This window comes from Bradyrhizobium sp. SK17, from assembly GCF_002831585.1.
Lineage (GTDB): Bacteria > Pseudomonadota > Alphaproteobacteria > Rhizobiales > Xanthobacteraceae > Bradyrhizobium.
Genome location: NZ_CP025113.1, coordinates 6,807,102 through 6,826,961 on the forward strand (window position 1 = coordinate 6,807,102; position 19,860 = coordinate 6,826,961).

General features: G+C 64.8%; 15 protein-coding genes and 2 pseudogenes. 6 read left to right on the forward strand and 11 right to left on the reverse strand.

Features of this window, described 5'->3' with window-relative positions; genetic code table 11:
* Positions 1-68 precede the first annotated feature (68 nt).
* The 3 genes and pseudogenes from CWS35_RS31605 (at position 69) to CWS35_RS31615 (ending at position 4,020) form a co-directional block, all read left to right on the forward strand.
* A pseudogene (locus CWS35_RS31605) lies at positions 69-1,267 on the forward strand (ABC transporter substrate-binding protein).
* Between the two features lie 10 nt (positions 1,268-1,277).
* Positions 1,278-3,008: an FAD-dependent oxidoreductase gene (locus tag CWS35_RS31610; protein ID WP_100955314.1), complete on the forward strand. Its 1,731-nt coding sequence runs from the start codon at positions 1,278-1,280 to the stop codon at positions 3,006-3,008.
* 217 nt (positions 3,009-3,225) lie between these two features.
* Positions 3,226-4,020: an IclR family transcriptional regulator gene (locus tag CWS35_RS31615; RefSeq protein WP_100955315.1), complete on the forward strand. Its 795-nt coding sequence runs from the start codon at positions 3,226-3,228 to the stop codon at positions 4,018-4,020.
* A 324-nt stretch (positions 4,021-4,344) separates the two neighbouring features.
* Here the strand turns inward: CWS35_RS31615 and ahcY are convergent, their stop codons facing one another.
* The 3 genes from ahcY to CWS35_RS31630 all read right to left on the reverse strand — a co-directional run bounded on the left by ahcY (position 4,345) and on the right by CWS35_RS31630 (position 8,585).
* The gene (ahcY, locus tag CWS35_RS31620) at positions 4,345-5,772 is read right to left on the reverse strand and encodes an adenosylhomocysteinase (RefSeq protein ID WP_024585078.1); all 1,428 of its coding nucleotides are present in this window, start codon (positions 5,770-5,772) and stop codon (positions 4,345-4,347) included.
* Positions 5,773-5,972: 200 nt separating this feature from the next.
* Positions 5,973-7,169, reverse strand: a complete 1,197-nt coding sequence (metK, locus tag CWS35_RS31625) for a methionine adenosyltransferase (protein ID WP_024585079.1) — start codon at positions 7,167-7,169, stop codon at positions 5,973-5,975.
* Positions 7,170-7,229: 60 nt separating this feature from the next.
* On the reverse strand, positions 7,230-8,585 hold the full coding sequence (locus CWS35_RS31630; RefSeq protein ID WP_024585080.1) for a hypothetical protein: 1,356 nt from the start codon (positions 8,583-8,585) through the stop codon (positions 7,230-7,232).
* A 171-nt stretch (positions 8,586-8,756) separates the two neighbouring features.
* Between CWS35_RS31630 and CWS35_RS31635 the strand changes: the two are divergent.
* Positions 8,757-10,483: pseudogene (locus tag CWS35_RS31635) on the forward strand (caspase family protein).
* 111 nt (positions 10,484-10,594) lie between these two features.
* On the opposite strand, the gene CWS35_RS31640 reads toward CWS35_RS31635, so the two are convergent.
* From CWS35_RS31640 to CWS35_RS31665, 6 genes are all read right to left on the reverse strand, one after another.
* Positions 10,595-11,713: a cobalamin-independent methionine synthase II family protein gene (locus CWS35_RS31640; RefSeq protein ID WP_024585082.1), complete on the reverse strand. Its 1,119-nt coding sequence runs from the start codon at positions 11,711-11,713 to the stop codon at positions 10,595-10,597.
* Between the two features lie 19 nt (positions 11,714-11,732).
* Complete coding sequence (locus CWS35_RS31645; protein ID WP_100955316.1) at positions 11,733-12,449, reverse strand: ABC transporter ATP-binding protein; 717 nt, start codon at positions 12,447-12,449, stop codon at positions 11,733-11,735.
* On the reverse strand, positions 12,442-13,194 hold the full coding sequence (locus tag CWS35_RS31650; protein WP_100955317.1) for an ABC transporter ATP-binding protein: 753 nt from the start codon (positions 13,192-13,194) through the stop codon (positions 12,442-12,444). The genes CWS35_RS31645 and CWS35_RS31650 overlap by 8 nt, the downstream gene beginning before the upstream one ends.
* The gene (locus CWS35_RS31655) at positions 13,191-14,222 is read right to left on the reverse strand and encodes a branched-chain amino acid ABC transporter permease (RefSeq protein WP_100955318.1); all 1,032 of its coding nucleotides are present in this window, start codon (positions 14,220-14,222) and stop codon (positions 13,191-13,193) included. The genes CWS35_RS31650 and CWS35_RS31655 overlap by 4 nt, the downstream gene beginning before the upstream one ends.
* 6 nt (positions 14,223-14,228) lie before the next feature.
* Positions 14,229-15,098, reverse strand: a complete 870-nt coding sequence (locus CWS35_RS31660) for a branched-chain amino acid ABC transporter permease (RefSeq protein WP_024585086.1) — start codon at positions 15,096-15,098, stop codon at positions 14,229-14,231.
* 167 nt (positions 15,099-15,265) lie between these two features.
* Positions 15,266-16,447: an ABC transporter substrate-binding protein gene (locus CWS35_RS31665; protein WP_024585087.1), complete on the reverse strand. Its 1,182-nt coding sequence runs from the start codon at positions 16,445-16,447 to the stop codon at positions 15,266-15,268.
* 450 nt (positions 16,448-16,897) lie between these two features.
* On the opposite strand from CWS35_RS31665, the gene CWS35_RS31670 reads away from it, so the two are divergent.
* Positions 16,898-17,098, forward strand: coding sequence for a hypothetical protein (locus tag CWS35_RS31670; RefSeq protein ID WP_196783111.1), 201 nt, complete (start codon positions 16,898-16,900; stop codon positions 17,096-17,098).
* 4 nt (positions 17,099-17,102) lie between these two features.
* Here the strand turns inward: CWS35_RS31670 and CWS35_RS31675 are convergent, their stop codons facing one another.
* On the reverse strand, positions 17,103-17,888 hold the full coding sequence (locus CWS35_RS31675; RefSeq protein WP_100955319.1) for a phosphodiesterase: 786 nt from the start codon (positions 17,886-17,888) through the stop codon (positions 17,103-17,105).
* Between the two features lie 63 nt (positions 17,889-17,951).
* On the reverse strand, positions 17,952-18,815 hold the full coding sequence (gene purU / locus CWS35_RS31680) for a formyltetrahydrofolate deformylase (protein ID WP_100955320.1): 864 nt from the start codon (positions 18,813-18,815) through the stop codon (positions 17,952-17,954).
* 136 nt (positions 18,816-18,951) lie between these two features.
* Here purU and CWS35_RS31685 point away from each other — a divergent pair, with 136 nt between their 5' ends.
* Entirely contained in the window at positions 18,952-19,791 is an 840-nt protein-coding gene (locus CWS35_RS31685) for a uroporphyrinogen-III synthase (protein WP_100955321.1), read from the forward strand.
* Positions 19,792-19,860 lie beyond the last annotated feature (69 nt).

The window sequence follows — 19,860 nt, forward strand, 5'->3', positions numbered from 1 at the left end:
AACTAATTTGATAATTCCTAATCATGAGATGACCCGCCAGAGAATGCGGACATCCAGGAGGAGGAACGATGAGATATTTCTTGGCGACAGCCATGCTCGCGGCGATGACGACCGCAGCTCAAGCCCAGGTTTCCGATGACGTCGTGCGCATCGGGGTGCTGACCGACCTGTCGAGCTGGGGCCGCGACAATTCCGGCCCGGGCTCGGTCGAGGCAGCCAAGATGGCGGTCGAGGAATTCGGCCCCACCGTGCTCGGCAAGCCGATCGAGATCATTTCCGCCGACCACCAGATGAAGACCGATGTCGGCGTGCAGATCGTGCGCGGCTGGTTCGACAACAACAAGGTCGACGCCGTCGTCGACATTCCCAACTCCGGCATCGCGATCGCCGTGCACAACATGGTGCGCGAGCGCAACAAGATCGCGCTCTTGTCCGGCCCCGGCGCGAGCTCGCTGACCGATGAGCTGTGCAGCCCCAACACCGTGCACTTCACCTACGACACCTATGCGCTGTCGAAGGTGACGGCCTCGGCGGTGATCGCGGAAGGCGGCAAGTCCTGGTACTTCATCACCGCGGACTACGCTTTCGGCCAGCAGCTCGAAAAGGACGCGACGCGCTTCGTCAACGAGATGGGCGGCAAGGTGCTCGGCAGCGTCCGCCATCCGACCAACACCGCCGACTTCTCCTCCTTCGCTTTGCAGGCGCAAAACTCGAAGGCGGATGTGGTGGCGTTCGCCAATGCCGGCCAGGACACCGACAATTCAATCAAGCAGTCCGGCGAGTTCGGCCTCGTGCAGGGCGGCCAGAAGCTGGTCGGCCTCCTGATGTTCGACACCGACGTGCACGCGATCGGCCTCAACGCCGCGCAGGCACCTACATGACGACCGCGTCGTACTGGAACATGGACGAGAAGACGCGCGCCTGGTCGAAGAAATTCTTCGCCCGCACCAACGTGATGCCGACCATGATCCAGACCGGCGTCTACGGCTCGGTGCTGCATTATCTGAAGGCGATCAAGGCTGCCGGCACCGACGATCCGAAAGCGGTGATGGCCAAGATGCGCGAGCTGCCGATCGAGGACACCTTCGTGCATGGCGGCAGACTGCGCGAGGACGGCCGCGTGATCCGCGACATGTATCTCGCGAAGGTAAAGAAGCCCTCGGAGTCCAAGGAGCCGTGGGACTATCTCGACATCGTCAAGACCGTGAAGGGCGAGGACGCGTTTCGTCCGGTCTCCGAGTCCAAATGCCCGCTGCTGAAGAAATAGGATCGATCGCGTGGCCAACGAAAAAAGCCAAGAAACCCGAGACACCCAGGAAACCTATGACTGCGACGCGCTCGTCGTCGGCTCCGGCTGTGCCGGGCTGTCCGCGGCGGTCACCGCCGGCCATCATGGCCTGAAGGTCCTGGTGGTCGAGAAGGAGCCACGCTTTGGCGGCACCACCGCGCGCTCCGGCGGCTGGCTGTGGATTCCCGGCACCTCGCTCGCCAAGGCCTGGGGCATCGAGGAGAACCCCGATCAGGCCAGGACCTATCTGCGCCACGAGGCCGGCAACAGCTTTGACTCCGCGCGCGTCAATGCGTTCCTGACCGAAGGGCCGAAGGCAGTCGATTTCTTCACGACCAGGACCGCGGTGCGTTTCGACATGCCGCTGACCTTCCCGGACTATCATGCCGAAGCCCCCGGCGGCACGCAGGGCGGCCGCTCGATGGTGACGCGGCCGTTCGACGCCCACGAGCTCGGCGATGCCTTGAAGAACCTCGGCAGCCCCCTGCCCGAGCTCACCGTGTTCGGCATGATGCTCGGCTCCGGCAAGGAGATCGTGCACTTCATGCGCGCGACGCGGTCGATCACCTCGGCGGCCTATGTCGCCAAACGGCTGTCGAAGCACGCCATCGACGTGATGCGCAACGGCCGCGGCATGACCTTGACCAACGGCAATGCGCTGGCCGGCCGGCTGGCGAAGTCGGCCTTCGACCTCAAGATCCCGCTCTGGCTCAATTCGCCGGTGCGCGAATTGATCGTCGAGAACGGCGTGGTGCGCGGCGCGATCATCGTGCGCGAGGGCCGTACCATCCGCGTCAACGCCAGGCGCGGCATCGTGCTCGCCTGCGGCGGCTTCCCGCATGACGTGGCGCGACGGCAGAAGATGTTTCCGCATGCGCCGACCGGCATGGAGCACTATTCCCCGGGACCAACCGGCAACACCGGTGACGGTCTGCGGCTTGCGGAATCCGCCGGCGGCCGCGTCGAGGATTCTCTGCCGAATGCTGCCGCCTGGGTGCCGGTCTCGGTCACGACGCGCAAGGACGGCTCGAAGGGCGTGATGCCGCACTTCATCGATCGCGCCAAACCCGGCGTGATCGCGGTCATGCGCGACGGCCAGCGCTTTGCCAATGAGGGCAATTCCTACCACGACTTCGTGCAGGAGATGATCAAGGCAGCACAGCCCGGCGAGGAGATCGCAGCCTATTTGGTCTGCGATCACGACACGCTGCGCAAATACGGTCTCGGCTGCGTGCCGCCGCGCCCGATGCCGCTCGGCCATCATCTCAAGACCGGTTACCTGAAGCGCGGTACGACGCTGTCGGAGCTCGCCGCGCAGGCCGGCATCGACGCCAGGGCGTTCGAGGCAACGGTCGCCGAGTTCAACACACTGGCGGCCGAGGGACGCGATCCCGCCTTCGGCAAGGGCTCGCGCGCCTATAATCGCTACCAGGGCGATGCGCTGCACGGCCCCAATCCCTGCATCGCGCCGATCCAGCACGGGCCGTTCTACGCCATCAAGATGGTGATCGGCGACCTCGGCACCTATGCCGGCATCCGCACCGACGCCAATGCCCGCGCGCTCGATGCCGACGGTCAGCCGATCGAAGGCCTCTATGCGGCTGGCAACGACATGGCGAGCATCATGGGCGGCAACTATCCCGGCGCCGGCATCACGCTGGGGCCCGCGCTGACCTTCGGCTATATCGCAGGCAAGCACATTGCGGGGGCTGCGGCTTAGCGGAGAGTGGAGCCGTGAGCACTATCACCGTCACCCTGAGGAGGCCGCGAAGCGGCCGTCTCGAAGGATGGACGGCCTCCAGTGGGGCCGTACATCCTTCGAGACGCCGCTCCGCGGCTCCTCGGGATGACGCACAAAAGGACTCCCCGCGCGTCGACGTCTCGCGGCCAGCGGGGTTTCCTGCTAAGCGCGAAACGACGAACACGAGCAAGGTCACATGACGAGAGAAAGCCGCGGCATACAATCGATCGAGGTCGGCGGAGAACTGCTCCGCGCGCTCGCCCGCAGCGGCGAGCCGATGATGCTGCGCGATCTCGCCCGCGAAGCCGGCATGCCGCCGGCCAAGGCGCATCCCTATCTCGTCAGCTTCTCCCGCATCGGACTGATCGAGCAGGACGAGGCCACCGGCCGCTACGAGATCGGCGCGCTGGCGCTCGAGCTCGGCCTGATCAGCCTACGCCGGCAGTCAGCGGTGCGGATCGCAACGCCCAGGATCGCCGCGCTCGCCGACAGCATCAATCATGCGGTGTCGCTGTCGGTCTGGGGCACCCATGGCGCCACCGTGGTGCGGCTCGAGGAGCCGAGCCATCCCGTGCATATCGCGATGCGCGTCGGCTCGGTGGTGGCGCTGCTGGAGACCGCGACCGGCCGCGCCTTTGCCGCCTTCATGCCGCCGAACGCGATCAGGACGGCACTCGAGAGCGGCCTCGATCGGCTCGGCGTCGGCTACAACCCGAAGCGTGATCCCGTCCACGCGAAGGCCGCGGAGGTGCTCGACGAGGTCCGCAGCCGCGGTCTCGCACGAGCGATCGGCGATCCATTGCCAGGTGTCAACGCCTTCGCCGCGCCGGTGTTCGATCACGCAGGTCATGTCGCGCTCGTGATCACCGCGATGGGCCCGGAAGGCACCTTCGACGCCGGCTGGGACAGCAAGATCGCCACCGCGCTGCGTGATTGTGCCGGCGATATCTCGCGGCAGCTGGGATACGGCACGGTGCGGGCATCGGAGTGACGCTGGCGACTGCGGCACACGTGCCCAGTCGTCATTCCGGGGCTCGCGCCAAGCGGCGCGCCCCGGAATGACGTGTGGATAGAGGTGCGCTCCTGCGTCCGCATTCTTCGCTGTCATCGTCCGGCTCGACAGGGCGATCCAGTACGCCGCGGCTTCTCGATTCAAGCACGACCGCCTCTGGAATACTGGATCACCCGCTTTCGCCGGTGGTGACACCGCGTGAACTATTCACAGTCGTAGTCCCAGCGAATGACGAGACCCGCCCAGCAAAAAGCCCCGGGCGATGCCGGGGCTCTTCACTTCATCTATCGCAGTGCGCGCTGCTCAATAGCGGTAGTGATCCGACTTGTACGGACCTTCCTGCTTGACGCCGATGTAGTCGGCCTGGTCCTTGCGCAACTCGGTCAGCTTGACGCCGATCTTGGCGAGGTGCAGCCGCGCGACCTTCTCGTCGAGCGTCTTCGGCAGCACGTAGACCTTCTTGGCGTACTTGCCGTCCTTGTTGTTGGCCCAGAGTTCGATCTGCGCCAGCGTCTGGTTGGTGAACGAGGCCGACATCACGAAGGACGGATGGCCCATCGCGTTGCCGAGGTTCACGAGACGACCTTCCGACAGCATGATGATGCGGTGCTTGTCGGGGAACTCGATCTCGTCGACCTGCGGCTTGATGTTGGTCCACTTCAGATTGCGCAGCGACGCGATCTGGATCTCGTTGTCGAAGTGACCGATATTGCAGACGATGGCGCGATCCTTCATCGCGCGCATGTGCTCGATGGTGATGATGTCCTTGTTGCCGGTGGCGGTGACGAAGATGTCGGCGCGCGGCGCCGCGTCTTCCATCGTCACGACCTCATAGCCTTCCATCGCCGCCTGCAACGCGCAGATCGGATCGACCTCGGAGACCATGACGCGGCAGCCGGCCTGGCGCAGCGAGGCCGCCGAGCCCTTGCCGACGTCGCCGAAGCCCGCGACCATCGCGACCTTGCCCGACAGCATCACGTCGGTGCCGCGGCGAATGCCGTCGACCAGCGACTCACGGCAACCATAGAGGTTGTCGAACTTCGACTTGGTGACGCTGTCGTTGACGTTGATCGCCGGGAACAAGAGCGTGCCCTTGTTGGCCATCTCGTAGAGGCGATGCACGCCCGTGGTGGTCTCTTCCGAGACGCCCTTGATGTTCTTGGCGATCTCGGCGAAGTAGCCCTTCGGCTTCTCCTTCAGGAGACGCTTCACCAACGCGTAGAAGATCTCCTCTTCTTCCGAGCCCGGCTTGTCGAGGAACGCGGTGTCGCCCTGCTCGGCGCGCACGCCGGCGTGCACCAGCATGGTGGCGTCGCCGCCGTCATCGAGGATCATGTTCGGCGTGCCGCCGCCATGCCAGTCGAACAGTTTTGCGGTGTAGTCCCAGTACTCGGTCAGCGTCTCGCCCTTGACGGCGAACACCGGAATGCCGGCGGCGGCGATGGCCGCGGCGGCGTGATCCTGGGTCGAATAGATGTTGCACGAGACCCAGCGGATGTCGGCGCCGAGCGCAGCCAGCGTCTCGATCAAGACCGCGGTCTGGATCGTCATGTGCAGCGAGCCGGCGATGCGCGCGCCCTTCAGCGGCTGCTTGGGGCCATACTCCTCGCGGGTGGCCATCAGGCCGGGCATCTCGGTCTCGGCCAGCGAGATCTCCTTGCGGCCGAAATCGGCGAGCGCAATGTCCTTGACGATGTAGTCGGTGAAGCCGGGCTTCGTGGGGGCGTTCATGTGGTTTTCCTAATCGGTGAATCGAGCGTGTCAGTAACAAAGCGAGCCGAGCGCCCTGCGGCGCAGCCTTCTCCCTCTCCCCGTTCCTATGAGGAGAGGGTCGGAATGAGGGGCCGCATCCGCGGACTAATCCGCGGAGAGTCCCCCTCACCCGCCGCTTCGCGGCGACCTCTCCCCGCAAGCGGGGCGAGGTAAGAAAGTCAGAGCGCGCGCTTCAGCGGCTCGACGAGATCGGTCTTCTCCCAGGAGAAGCCGCCCTCATTGTCCGGCGTGCGGCCGAAATGGCCGTAGGCCGAGGTGCGCGCGTAGATCGGGCGGTTGAGATCGAGATGGGTGCGGATGCCACGCGGCGTCAGGTCCATCGCCTTCGCCGCCGCCCGCTCGAGCTCGTCCTCCGAGACCTTACCGGTGCCGTGGGTGTCGATGTAGATCGACAGCGGACGCGCCACGCCGATCGCGTAGGCGAGTTGCAGCGTGCAGCGGTCGGCAAGACCGGCCGCGACGATGTTCTTGGCAACGTAGCGCGCAGCGTAAGCAGCCGAGCGGTCGACCTTGGTCGGATCCTTGCCGGAGAACGCGCCGCCGCCATGCGGAGCCGCGCCACCATAGGTGTCGACGATGATCTTGCGGCCGGTCAGGCCGGAATCGCCGTCGGGACCGCCGATGTAGAACTTGCCGGTCGGATTGATGTGCCAGATCGTCTTGCCGTTGATCCAGTCCTTCGGCAGCGCCTCGCGCACATAGGGCTCGACGATGTCGCGGATCTGGCTGGAGGTGAGGTCCTCGACCAGATGCTGATGCGAGACCACGATCTCGCGGACGCCGACCGGCTTGCCGTTCTCGTACTGCACGGTGACCTGGCTCTTGGAGTCCGGACCGAGCACCTTCTCCTTGCCGGAGTGGCGTGCTTCCGAGATCAGGCGCAGGATCTTGTGGGCATAGAAGATCGGCGCCGGCATCAGGTCGGGCGTCTCGTTGGTGGCGTAGCCGAACATGATGCCCTGGTCGCCGGCACCCTCTTCCTTGACTTCGCCCGGCTGCAGCGCATCGACGCCCTGCGCGATGTCCGCCGACTGCGGATGCAGCAGGATCTCGATGTCGCAGGTCTTCCAGTGGAAGCCGTCCTGCTCGTAGCCGATGTCCTTGATCGCATCGCGGACGACGCTCTCGATGTGATCGTTGGTGACCGAGCTCGGGCCGCGGGTCTCGCCGGCGATCACCACCTTGTTGGTGGTCGCGAGCGTCTCGCAGGCGGCACGGATCTGCCACGGATCGATGCCGGCCTTCGGCCCTTCGCGGTAGAACAGATCGACGATCTCATCCGAGATGCGATCGCAGACTTTGTCCGGATGGCCTTCGGAGACCGACTCGCTGGTGAAGAGATAAGACGCGCGCATCAAGCAAACCCCTTGTTTCGTCGATGTCCGACGTTGGTTGGTGAATATGTCCCCGAAATGTCAGTCTCGTCGCCGCGAGATGACGTAGGATTCGTCGTAGAACCACAGCCCGTTGTGTTTGCGGAGAACCTCGCGTGTGGCCTCGAGAGCTCGTCCGTCTTCGGTCGTTTCGGTCAACCGCTCATCTTCGATCTGCGCGACATACACTGCCGCATTCCACGCGGCGAAGGCCGTCGAGGTTCCGATCGAGCCGGTCACCTCATTGGGCAGCGCCTCCATATCATAGCGGAAGATCGAACGGTTATCGGCATAGGCATTGAAGTTCAGCTCGCGGCCGGCCGAGCCCAGCTCGTATTTCACCGCGCGCAGTATCTCATGACGGCTGACGGCGAAAGGATTTTCTCCGGGCCAGACCGCTTGAATCATTTCAAGTCCGGGATCGCCGCCGTGGGAGTGGATTCCTATCAAGCGTCCTCCGCTGCGCAGCGCGCGCGCCAGCGGCGCGATGATCCGCTTGGCCCGGAAATTCACCGACGATTTTGCCCGGTAGGGCTGCGAGGCGATCACCAGATCGAAATTGGCCTCGGTCCGCCCGGCCCGCGGAATGATGGAGTCGAGCAGGAAGCGATGATCGTCCCGATACAGGACGAGCGCCACCGGCCGCTCATAGATCGGCATCGCGGTCCGGGGACTGAGATTGGCGCGCCAGTTCTGCTCCAGAAATGGGCCGAGCTCGGCGATCTGAGCCTCGAAATCGCCCGACGAGGCGCCGCGCAGGGCGACTTCGTGCCAGATCATCCCGGCCGCCGCCGTTGAATCTTTCGGCGTCAGCCACGGCGCCTCGGCGTAGTACATGTTGGTGAACACGAAGACGCTTGCCGGGTGCTCGAACAGGCGGTCCGGGACCTTGTCGAGGGTCAGGCGAACGTCCTCCAGGCTCAATTCCTTGCCGGCGACATAGAACGGCATATGCGGGAAGCGGCCATGCATGGCTCGCAGAACCCGCGCCAGCACCGTGCCGTCACCCATCCCGGCATCGAAAACCCGCAGCGCCGGCGGCCGCGGGTGGATCGCCGCCAGTTCCAGCGCGACCCGGTCGGCGATCACCCGCTTCTCGCTGCAAGTGTGCACGAACAGCAGATAGCGCTGGCGGTTCTCGAAGAAGCGGAAATTGCCCCGCGGATCGCGCTTTTCCGGCGGCACCACGAGGCCGCGCGGCGGTGCGACGCCGCCCGGGGTCGAGGTCGCAATGAAGGCGTTGATGCGATCCAGCGTGTCGATGGTGATGCGCTTGCCCTCGCGCAGCCGGTAAACCAGCTTGCCGTCATTGACCGCACGGCGGCCAAACGTCGTCTCCGCCATATCGGAACGGCGGCAGAACTCCGTGATCTGACTGAGGATTTCGTCGTTCTTCATAAGGCCTGGCGTGGCACCAGTGAGTGGGACAGAAGTGGGCAGAGCTAACGATCGGCAGCGTCTTATCACCGTTTTCCCACCAGTTGAACCCCCTCTACAGCCCGATCACCAAACATTCATGACCGCCACGCTGTTCGCCATCGCAGTGACAGCCTTACCCCGGGATGCCCGATGCGCCGCCTGCTCCTGATGCCTGCCCTGCTCGCCGCCCTGCTGTGGGCGGCACCCTGCCTCGCCCAAACGCGTTCCCAGCTCGGCCCACTCTGCACGACCGAGACGACCCCGCCGACCAGATGATCGACGCCTGCAGCAAGATCATCGCGCTGAAGGTGTTTTCCGGTGAGAAGCTCGCGACCATCTATTTCTGGCGCGCGGTCGGCTGGAACAAGAAGGGCAACTATGCGCAGGTGATATCCGATGCCACCGAGGCGCTGCGCCTCAAGCCCGGCACCGCCGTCTACAATCTGCGCGGCTCGGCCTATTACGACAAAGGCGAGTACGACATCGCGATCGCCGACTTCGACGACGCACTGCGCCTCGGCCCGCCGAGCGGCATCATCTATCACAATCGCGGCAACGCCTATCGCGGCAAGGGCGACTACAGCAAGGCGATCGCCGACTACGACGCCGCGATCAAGATCGGACCGAAGTCGGCCTTCTCCTATCAGAACCGCGGCGCCTCGAAGCAGGCGCTCGGCCAGCTCGACGGCGCGCTCGCCGACATCAACGAGGCGATCAGGATCGATCCGACGTTGCCGCAGCCGCTGATCAGTCGCGCCGTGATCTGGCGCGCCAAGGGTGACATCGCGCGCGCGATCGCGGATACGTCGGAAGCGATCCGGCTCGCAAAGGCCAAAGCGCCCGCCAACATCATGACGCCGCCCGGCAGCGTCTTGATCTCGGCCTATGCCCAACGTGGCCTCGCCTATGAAACCAACGGCGATGCTGCGCACGCCAAGGAAGACTACGCCGCCGTGCTCGAGGGCGTCGCCTCCGATGCCGGCAGCAAGGCCAACCAGGCCACCGCGAAAGTGCGGCTCGCACTGCTCAAGGAGGCCGATGCCGCTCCGCGCAAGACCGCAGCAGTGCCTGCCGCCGAGAGCAGGCCCGCTCCGGCACCACCGGCTTCCGCGGCCGCGCCGGCTCCATCCGCCGCACGCGAACAAGCCGCGGCCACCGGCCGGCGCGTCGCGCTGGTGATCGGCAACGGCACCTATGCACATGTGAAGGCACTGCCCAACCCGCCGAACGACGCGCGCGCCATCGCCAGGAGCCTGCGCGAGATCGGCTTCACCGTCTCGGAAGGTCTCGATCTCGATCGCACCACGATGCAGCAGACGATCCATGACTTCCTGCGCGAGGCGGCGCGGTCGCAGATCGCGGTGGTGTATTACGCCGGCCATGGCGTGCAGGTCGACGGCCGCAACTACCTCGTGCCGGTCGATATCGAATTCAAGGCGGGCGCTCGCATGACCGACGCGATGGTCGACATGGATACGATCATGGCCGGCCTCGACGATCAGATCCGCACCAACATCCTGATCCTCGATGCCTGCCGCAACAATCCGATGGCGCCCCAGGTGGCCTCCGCAGGCCCGAGCCGCGGCATCGAGACAGGCTCCGGTCTTGCCGCGCCGGCCACGCTCGGATCAGGCTCGACGCTCGGTGCCGGCACGCTGATCGCATTCGCGACCGCGCCGGGCCAGGTCGCACTCGACGGCGAAGGCGCCAACAGTCCGTTCTCGGCGGCACTGTCGCGCCATGTCGGGACGCCCGGCCTCGAGGTGCAGCAGATGCTGACGCGGGTCCGCGCCGAGGTCGTCGCCGCGACCAAGGGCAAGCAGGTGCCATGGTCGAATTCCTCGCTGCTCGGCGAGGTCTATCTGGCGGAGCAGTGAAAGACAGCTCTCTCCGTCATTGCGAGCGAAGCGAAGCAATCCATGCCTTCGCGAGCGGAGAAATGGATTGCTTCGTCGCTTTCGCTCCTCGCAATGACGACGGAGGCGGTGCTACTTGCCCCACACCTCGTTCGCGACCTCGACGGCGAGCCGCAGCTTCGCCCACTGCTCTTCCTCGGAGAGGATGTTGCCCTCCTCGGTCGAGGCGAAGCCGCACTGCGGCGACAGCGCGAGCTGCTCGAGCGGGGCGAACTTCGCCGCCTCCTCCAGCCGCCGCTTGATCGCGTCCTTGGTCTCGAGCTCGCCGAACTTCGAGGTGATGACGCCGACCACCACGACCTTGTTGCCCTTGGGCAGGAAGCGCAGCGGCTCGAAACCGCCGGCACGGTCGGAATCATATTCGAGGAAATAGCCGTCGTAGTTGGTGCCTGCGAGCATGGTCTCGGCGACCGGCTCGTAGCCGCCGGACGAAATCCAGGTCGAACGGAAATTGCCGCGGCAGACATGGGTCGTGATCACCATGTCGGACGGCCGATCGGCGATCGCGTAGTTGATGACGCGCGCGTAGATTTCCTGCAAGCCGTCGGGATTGTCGCCGCGCTCCCGCGACTTCTGCAATTCCTCCTGCGAGCACAGATAGGCCCACACCGTGTCGTCGAATTGCAGGTAACGGCAGCCGGCGTCGTAGAATGCCTTCACCGCCTTGCGATAGGTCTTGCCGAGGTCGAGATAGAATTCCTCGAGGTCGGGATAGACCTCCTTCGAGATCAGCTTGCGGCCGCCGCGGAAGTGCAGCACGGCCGGCGACGGGATCGTCATCTTCGGCGTGACGTGCGCCTGGTCGGCGTACTTCTTCAGGAACCTGAAATGATCGAGCATCGGGTGCTGATCGGAGAAATCGAGCTTGCCGATCACTCTGATGGCGTCGTGCCGGGTCTGCACGCCCGAGAACTGGATGCCCATGTCGGGATGGAACAGCTCGCAGCCGGTCAGATGGCTGAGGAAGTCGAAGTGCCACCAGGAGCGACGGAACTCGCCGTCGGTCGCGAGCTTGAGGCCGACCGAGGCCTGCTTGTGCACGACCTTTTCGATCTCCATGTCCTCGACCTTGCGCAGTTCATCGGCCGAGATCTCGCCCTTCTCGAGCCTGGCGCGGGCCTCCTTGATCTTCGGCGGCCGCAACAGGCTGCCGACCTCGTCGGCGCGGAACGGAGGCTTGGTTCGCTGCATGGTGAACTCCCTGGGGTCGTCAGTGTTTCTTGGTCCCGGCGACGCCGAGATGGCGCTCGAGGACGGAGGGATCGGTCTTCAGCGCGCTGCTTGCGGCATCGTGCACGATCGTGCCGCGTTCCAATATCACAACGCGGTCGGCGAGCCCCAGAATCTTTTGCGCATTCTGCTCGACGATGATCGAGCAGATGCCGCCAGCGCGCGTGATGGTTCCGATCGCCTTTAACAATTCCTCAACGATGATCGGCGCCAGCCCTTCGGTCGGCTCGTCGAGCAGCAGCACTTTGGGGTTCAGCGTCAGCGCGCGGCCGATCGCCAGCATCTGCTGTTCGCCGCCCGATAACTGGTTGCCGAAATTGCCGCGCCGCTCCTTCAGCCGCGGAAACATCTCGTACACCCGCTCGACCGTCCACGGCCCGGGCTGCGCCACCGCGGTCATGTTCTCTTCCACCGTCAGCGAGCGGAAGATGTTGCGCTCCTGCGGCACCCAACCAATCCCGGCGCGAGCGCGCTGGTCGGGCCGCAACGCCGTGATGTCGTGGCCAGCGAGCGCGACGCTGCCGCCGAAACGCCTGGTGATGCCGACGATCGAGTTGATCAGCGTGGTCTTGCCGGTGCCGTTGCGTCCGAGCAGCGCGAGCACCTGACCCTCGGCCAGCGCCAGCGACATGTCGGGCAGCACGACCGCCTCGCCATACCCGGCACGCAGACCCTGGATCGAGAGGAGATCAGGCATCGGCCGCCTCGCCGAGATAGACCGCCCGCACCTGCGGATCGCGCGCGACCTCGTCGGGTGCGCCCTCGGTGAGCAGGCCGCCATTGACCAGCACCGAGATGCGGTCGGCGAACGAGAACACCAGATCCATGTCGTGCTCGATCAAGAGCACCGTGACCTCGCGTGGCAACGCCGCAACCGCGGCCAGGATGTCGTGGCGCTCGCTTTCGGGAACGCCCGCCGCGGGCTCGTCGAGCAGCAGCACGCGCGGCTTGGCGGCGATCGCGACCGCGATCTCGAGCAAGCGCTGTTTGCCGTAGGGCAATGTCGACGTGAGCTTGGTCATGACGTCGAGCAGATGGAAGCGCGACAGGATCTCGGCGATCTCCGCGTTGATGTCGCTCCGCGTTCCCATCCGCCGCCACCAGTCGCCGCCGCGGCCCATCCGTTCGGAGACCGCAAGGCCGATGGTTTCGAGCGGGGTCAGGTCGGCATAGAGCTGGTTGATCTGGAAGGTGCGCGACAGCCCGCGCAGCACCCGCCTGTGCACGGACAGGCCGGTGATGTCGCGGCCTTCGAGCAGGATGCGGCCGCTGTTCGGCGTCAGCACGCCAGTGAGCTGGTTGATGACGGTGGTCTTGCCGGCGCCGTTCGGTCCGATCAGCGCATGGCGGGCGCCCTGCATCACCTTCAGCGAGAGGTCGCGGGTGACGCGCAGGCCCCCGAAGGACTTTTCGAGATTGCGGGTTTCCAGCGCGATCGTCATGACGCCTCGCTCTCGGGCACCGCGACGACGGCCTTGCGGCCGGCGAACTGCCGGATGATCAGGTTCGGCACGAACAACACCCAGCGATGGATCCGCGCGCGGCCGACCATCACGATCACCACCAGCACGAGGCCGATCCAGAACAGCCAGTATTGCGGGGTGATGCTCTGGAACAGTTCCTGCAACATCTTGAACACGACGGCGCCGATCAGGCCGCCATAGAGATAGCCGGTGCCGCCGATCACGAGCACCAGCATCAGGTCGGCGGAGCGCTCGAAGGCGAATACGTCGAGCGAGGCGAGCGCCGTGGTCTGGGTGAACAGCGCGCCGGCGATCCCGGCGTAGAACGCGGCCAACGTATAGACCGCGATCAGCCGGCGGTTGACCGGCATGCCGATCGCGGCCGCGCGCAGCGGATTGTTCCTGATCGCGCGCAGCGACAGGCCGAACGGCGAATGCACCACGCGGCGAGCCAGCAGGAAGAGGATGAACAGCACGATCAGCGAATAGAAGAACCCGGTCTTGCCGAACATGTCGAAGGCGAACAGGCCGAGGATCGGCTGCATCTCGATGCCCTGCAAGCCATCGGTGCCGCCGGTGATATCCGAGAAACGTTCGGCAAGCGCTTCCAGGAGCAGCGCAATGCCGAGCGTGACCATCAGCCGCGTCAGGTCGACGCCGCGGATGACGAGGAAGCTGGTCACGAATCCGAGCGCCGCGGCAACCAGACCGGCGGCGACCAGCGCGATGACCGGCTCGTTGATGATGCCATGCAGCGCCAGCAAGCCGGCCGCATAGGCGCCGACGCCGAAGAATGCGGCATGGCCGAGCGAGACGATGCCGGCGTAGCCGAGGATCAGGTCGAGCGACAGCGCGAACAGGCCGAGCCGCACGATGTCGGTCATGATCAGGTAACGCGACGGGAACAGGAACGCGCAAGCGAGCGCCAGGATCCAGAAGGCGACCTCACTGATCCGCCAGCGCGCGCTGGCCATCGCATGAGTGGAAACGTCAGACAGCGCGGTCATGACGATTCACCGCGCCGCGGTGCGGCCGAACAGGCCGTTCGGGCGCCAGAGCAGAATCACGATCATCACGGTATAGATCACGAACGGGCCGACCTTGGGCACATAGTATTTGCCGGCGACGTCGGCGATGCCGAGCAGCAGCGATGCCAGGAACGGCCCGGTGATCGACGACGAGCCGCCGACCGTGACCACGATCAGGAAGTAGATCATGAATTTCAGCGGGAAATACGGATCGAGCCCGAGGATCTCCGCGCTCAGCGCGCCGCCGAGACCGGCCAGACCGCAGCCGAAGGCGAAGGTGAAGGCGAATACCTGCGGCACGTTGATGCCGAGCCCGATCGCGGCGCGCGGATCGTCGACCGCGGCCCGCAGCCGGCTGCCGAACCGCGTCTTCGCCAGGATCAGTTGCAGCCCCAGCGTGAGCAGGCCGCAGATCACCACGATCATCAGCCGGTAGCGGCCGATGCCGACGCCGAACAGATCGATCTGGCCCTCCAGCGCAGCCGGCAGCTTGATGAAGACCCGCGACGATCCCATGATGTAGTCGACCGCGGCGACCGACATGAACACCAGACCGATCGAGAACAGCACCTGGTCGAGATGGCTGCGGCTGTAGAGATGACGGTACAGCGTTCGTTCCAGCGCGATGCCGATCAGCGCGCTGCCGACAAAGGCGAGCGGCAGGGCTGCGAAGAACGGCCAGCCGGAATTGTTCACCAGCACGGCACAGATGTAACCGCCGGCCATGGCGAAGGCGCCATGCGCGAGATTGACGAAGTTCATCAGCCCGAGCGTCACCGCGAGCCCGCAGGCAAGCACGAACAGCAGCATACCGTAGGCGACGCCGTCGAACAGATTGGTGAGGATAGAGGCCATGGAGTCAGCCTAACCGAGAAGCCGCGACAAGTATCACGTCGACCTCGCCCAATAATCCGTCATGGCCGGGCTTGTCCCGGCCATCCACGTCTTCTTCCCTGCTCCCGGCCAAACAGACGCGGATGCCCGGCACAAGGCCGGGCATGACGTCGAGGATGACGTCGACATCACTTCTTGGTCTTGCCGGAATCCTTGACCGCCTCGAAGGTCGCGAACTCGACATTGTAGAGCTCGCCGTCGACCTTCTCGACCTTGCGGATGTAGATGTTCTGCACGATGTCGCGGGTCTCCGGATCGATCGAGATCGGGCCACGCGGGCTCTCCCATTTCATGCCCTTCATGGCCTCGATCAGCTTGTCACCGTCGGTCGCGCCACCCGTCTTCTTCAGCGCCTCGTAGATCAGATGGATGCCGTCATAGCCGCTGACCGCCATGAAGCCCGGGCGGTTGCCGAACGCCTTCTTGTAGGCGGCGACGAAGTCCTTGTTCATCTGCGAGGGATGTGCCGCCGAATACAGATGCGCGGTCACCGCGCCGAGCGCGGCATCGCCCATGTTGTTGAGCAGATCGTCGTCCATCACGTCGCCGGGCCCGATCACCTTGATGCCGCTCTTGTCGAGCCCGCGCTCGGCATATTGCTTCATGAAGTTGCCGCCCTGCCCGGCCGGCACGAACACGAACATCGCATCGGGCTTGGCATCCTTCATGCGCTGCAGGAACGGCGCGAAGTCGGGGTTGGCGAGCGGCACCTTGACCTCTTCAACGATCTCGCCGCCGCCGGCGGTGAAGTGTTGCTTGAAGAAGGTCAGCGCATCGTTGCCCGGCGCGTAGTCGGAGGTCAGCGTCGCGACCTTCTTGATGCCGTTCTTGACCGCCCAGTCACCGATGATGGTGGAGGACTGCGCCAGCGTGAAGCTGGTGCGCACGATATAGGGCGAGCGCTCGGTGATGATCGAGGTGCCGGCCGCCATCACGACTTCCGGGATCTTGGCCTGGGTCGCCAGCGGCGCCGCCGCCAGCGCCGCCGGCGTCACGCCGAAGCCGGCGATGAAATTGACCTTGTCGTTGACGATCAGTTCCTGCGCCAGCCGCTTGGTGTTGTCGGGCATCGCGGCGTCATCCTTCAGGATGACCTCGATCTTCTTGCCGGCGACGGTATCGCCCTTCTGCTGCATGTAGAGCTTGATGGCGTTATCGATCTGCTTGCCGGTCGACGCCTGGCCGCCGGTCATCGGCAGGATCAGGCCGATCTTGACGGTGTCCTCGGCCCGCGCCGGCACGCTGGCGCACACCCCCGGAAGCACGACCGCAGCCGCGCCCCACAGCAACATTTTGCGACGATTGAACATCGACATCCCTCCCCATTCCGATCTTCTGTTTCGAGCCGAGTCCCCGGCCCTTGTCTTGGCTTGACCCAAGCATGTCACGGCCAGGGCGCAACGCGACAAGGCGTCTCGCCGTGTCCTCTGTCAATCGGACGATCGGCGTGTATCGTGCAACACGATCGGCTCGCGCCATAAATACAGGTATTAAAATACCAATATATCGCCAACGAACTCGATCCCTATGCGCGAACCGATCACTCAGACTCAATTGCCTCGCCGCTTCATTTGTACGATCGTACAAATGAAGCGGCGATGTCAACAAACAAGCACAATTGCAGCCGAACGGTCGCACCCACGATCATCATCCATAAAGACCACGGCTGTACCCTGCCTCCAATGCCGACTGTCCCGCGCCCCACCGCCATCCTCATCGCCCTCACGCTCGCGGCCTGCGCGCTCGGGGGGTGCAGCACCATGAACCAGAAGCTCTCGGCCGGAATGGCCGATTACATCCCAACCTGGGCCGGAGGCCTGCCCGCGGACGCGCCGCCGCGGCAAGGCACCCCTGAATATGACAAGTTCATGCAGGAGCGGGAACGCAAGCGCCTGATGCCCGCGGCCGAGCGCGGCGACGACGCCAAGCCTGCAACGGCACCGCAGGATGCTGCTCATTGACGGCCTAGTCCGACGTATCCTCGCTGAGGATTTCGCCGCGGTATCCGTACTCCACCATGTGCACGGTGACGTAGTCGTCGCCGATGAACGCAACACCGTAGGACTCCGGGAGATCGGCGACGGTCAACACCTCGGCGAATACCGGATAGCTCGCGTGGTTCGTCCCGCGCAGCGAAGTGGTGGGAACACCGGCGACCGAACCACTCAGCACCATGTGGCAGTGGCCGAAGAAGATATGCCTGATCTTGCCGCGGTGCCTTGCGACGATCGACCGGAACGCGCGATCGTCGAGCAGGCCAATCCGGTCCACCGGGGCGATATGCGTCGGAAACGGGTTGTGGTGCATGAACAGGAAGAACGGACCGTCATGCTCCGATAGCTGCCGCTCCAGCCAGGCCTGCCGGATCTCGCAAAAGCTGCCGGCAGCCGTCTGCGGCTCGTAGGTGTCGAGCAGCAGGCAGCGGCCGAACGAGGCATCGTGGACGCCCTGCACGAACCCGTCCGCGTCGGCGCATTCGGGAAACACGCCGAGAAACGTCTCGCGATGGTCGTGGTTGCCGATACAGAGCCGCACCGGGATCGGAAATCCGCTCAAGCGCTCGCGCAGCAGGTGATAGTCGGCGGGCTCGCCGCGATCGGAAAGATCACCCGAGATCACCATCAGTTCGGCGTCGCGATGATCGGCAAGCACGCACTCCAGTGCGCGATCGAAATTGTGCAGGGGATCGCGGCCGAAGATCGCCCTCCCCGGCGTCGTCAGATGGATGTCGCTCATATGGATGAGTTTCATGCAGCGCCTCGATGCAGGGCGACACCATGGACGTCAAAGCGCGGTAGCCGGGTGATGCGCGGATCAGTCCACGAACACCACGGTCTTGCGCCCGTTCAGGATGACGCGGTCGGCGAGATGATAGCGGATCGCCCGCGCCAGCACGCGGCGCTCGATGTCGCGGCCCTTGCGGACGAGATCCTCGGGCGTGTCGCGATGGCTGATGCGCTCGACGTCCTGGTCGATGATCGGTCCCTCGTCGAGATCGCTGGTGACGTAATGCGCCGTGGCGCCGATCAACTTGACGCCGCGCTCATGGGCCTGGTGGTAGGGCTTGGCGCCCTTGAAGCCGGGCAGGAAGGAATGGTGGATGTTGATGCAGCGGCCCGACAGCCGCGCCGACATCTCGTCAGACAATATCTGCATGTAGCGGGCCAGCACCACGAGATCGGTGTTGGTGTCCTGGGCCAGCTGCCACACCGCGTCTTCCTGCTGCCGCTTGGTCTCCCTCGTGACCGGCAGATGATGGAACGGGATATCGCCGAAATCGAGCGAGCCATAGGTTTCGCGCGGATGGTTGGAGACGATGGCGGTCGGGATCATCTCGAGTTCGCCGGTGCGCCAGCGATACAGGATATCGACCAGGCAATGATCCGACTTGGACACCAGCAGCATCACCCGGCGCCGGCTGGCGCGGTCGCGCATCTGCCAATCCATGCCGAAACGCTCGGCAATCGCGGCAAAGCCGGTCTGCAGCGCCGGCAACCCGACCGCGAGGTCGGCCGCGGTGAATACCACGCGCATGAAGAACTTGCCGGTCTCGGTGTCGTTGAACTGCTGGGCGTCCAGGATGTTCTGCCCGTTATGCGCGAGGAACGTCGAGACCGCGGAGACGATCCCCGGCCGATCAGCACAGGACAGGGTCAGGACGAATTGATGGTCGGGCATGCGAAATTGACCAGAAAATGAGCAGGAACGGGGAACGATGATTTCGGCCTCCGTCTATCACCGCCAGCGGCCTTGCGCCAATCCCGGCGCGCGGGTCAAATCGACCAAATGACGACAATGTTTGTTAAGGACCATCATGGCTGACCGGCTGAACGGCTATCGCATCCTGATCCTCGAAACCCGCGAGGAAGCGCAATTCTCGCGCCTGCTGACCGAGCAGGGTGCCGATGTCCTGCAATGTCCGATGTTCACCATCCATGATGCGCCGGACCCGGCGCCGATCGAGGCCTGGATCCGCCGCGCCATCGAACGGCCGCTCGACGACCTCGTGCTGATGACCGGCGAGGGCCTGCGGCGGCTGATGAAAATCGTGCGCCGGATCGGGGTCGAGGCGGATTTCGTCACGAGCCTTGGCAAGACGCGCAAATTCGCCCGAGGGCCGAAGCCCGGCCGGGCGCTGCGCGAGATCGGGCTCGAGCCGCAGATGACGACCGAGAAGCCGACCTCGGAAGGCGTCGCCGAAATGCTGGCGAAGCTCGCGCTGTCCGGCCATCGCCTCGGGCTACAGCTCTATCCGGACAAGGATCACGCCATCCTGATCGGCGCGATCAAGGCGCAGGGCGCCGAGGTCGATCCAGTGCTGCCCTACGTCTATGACGCGCAGGCCGCCGACGCCAACATCGTCACCGCGATCGAGGAGATGGCGCACGGCCGCATCGACGCCATCGCGCTGACGAGTTCCGGCCAGGTTCGCCGCCTGATCGAGGTGGCGCAGGCGCACCGATGCGAGGCGCAATTGCGCGAGGGCCTGGAGCGCACACCGATCGCCTCCGTCGGGCCCGTGGTCTCGGACGAATTGAAAGCCTATGGGCTGCGCACCGACATCTATCCGGCGAACGATGCGTTCTTCATGAAGCCGCTGATCTCGGCAATGGCGACCGCGCTGGCGAAGGCCCCGCCGCGGATGGCCAAGTAGCCGCAACAGGCGTCATTGCGAGGCGCGAAGCGACGAAGCAATCCACCTCTCAGTGAACGGCGCGATGGA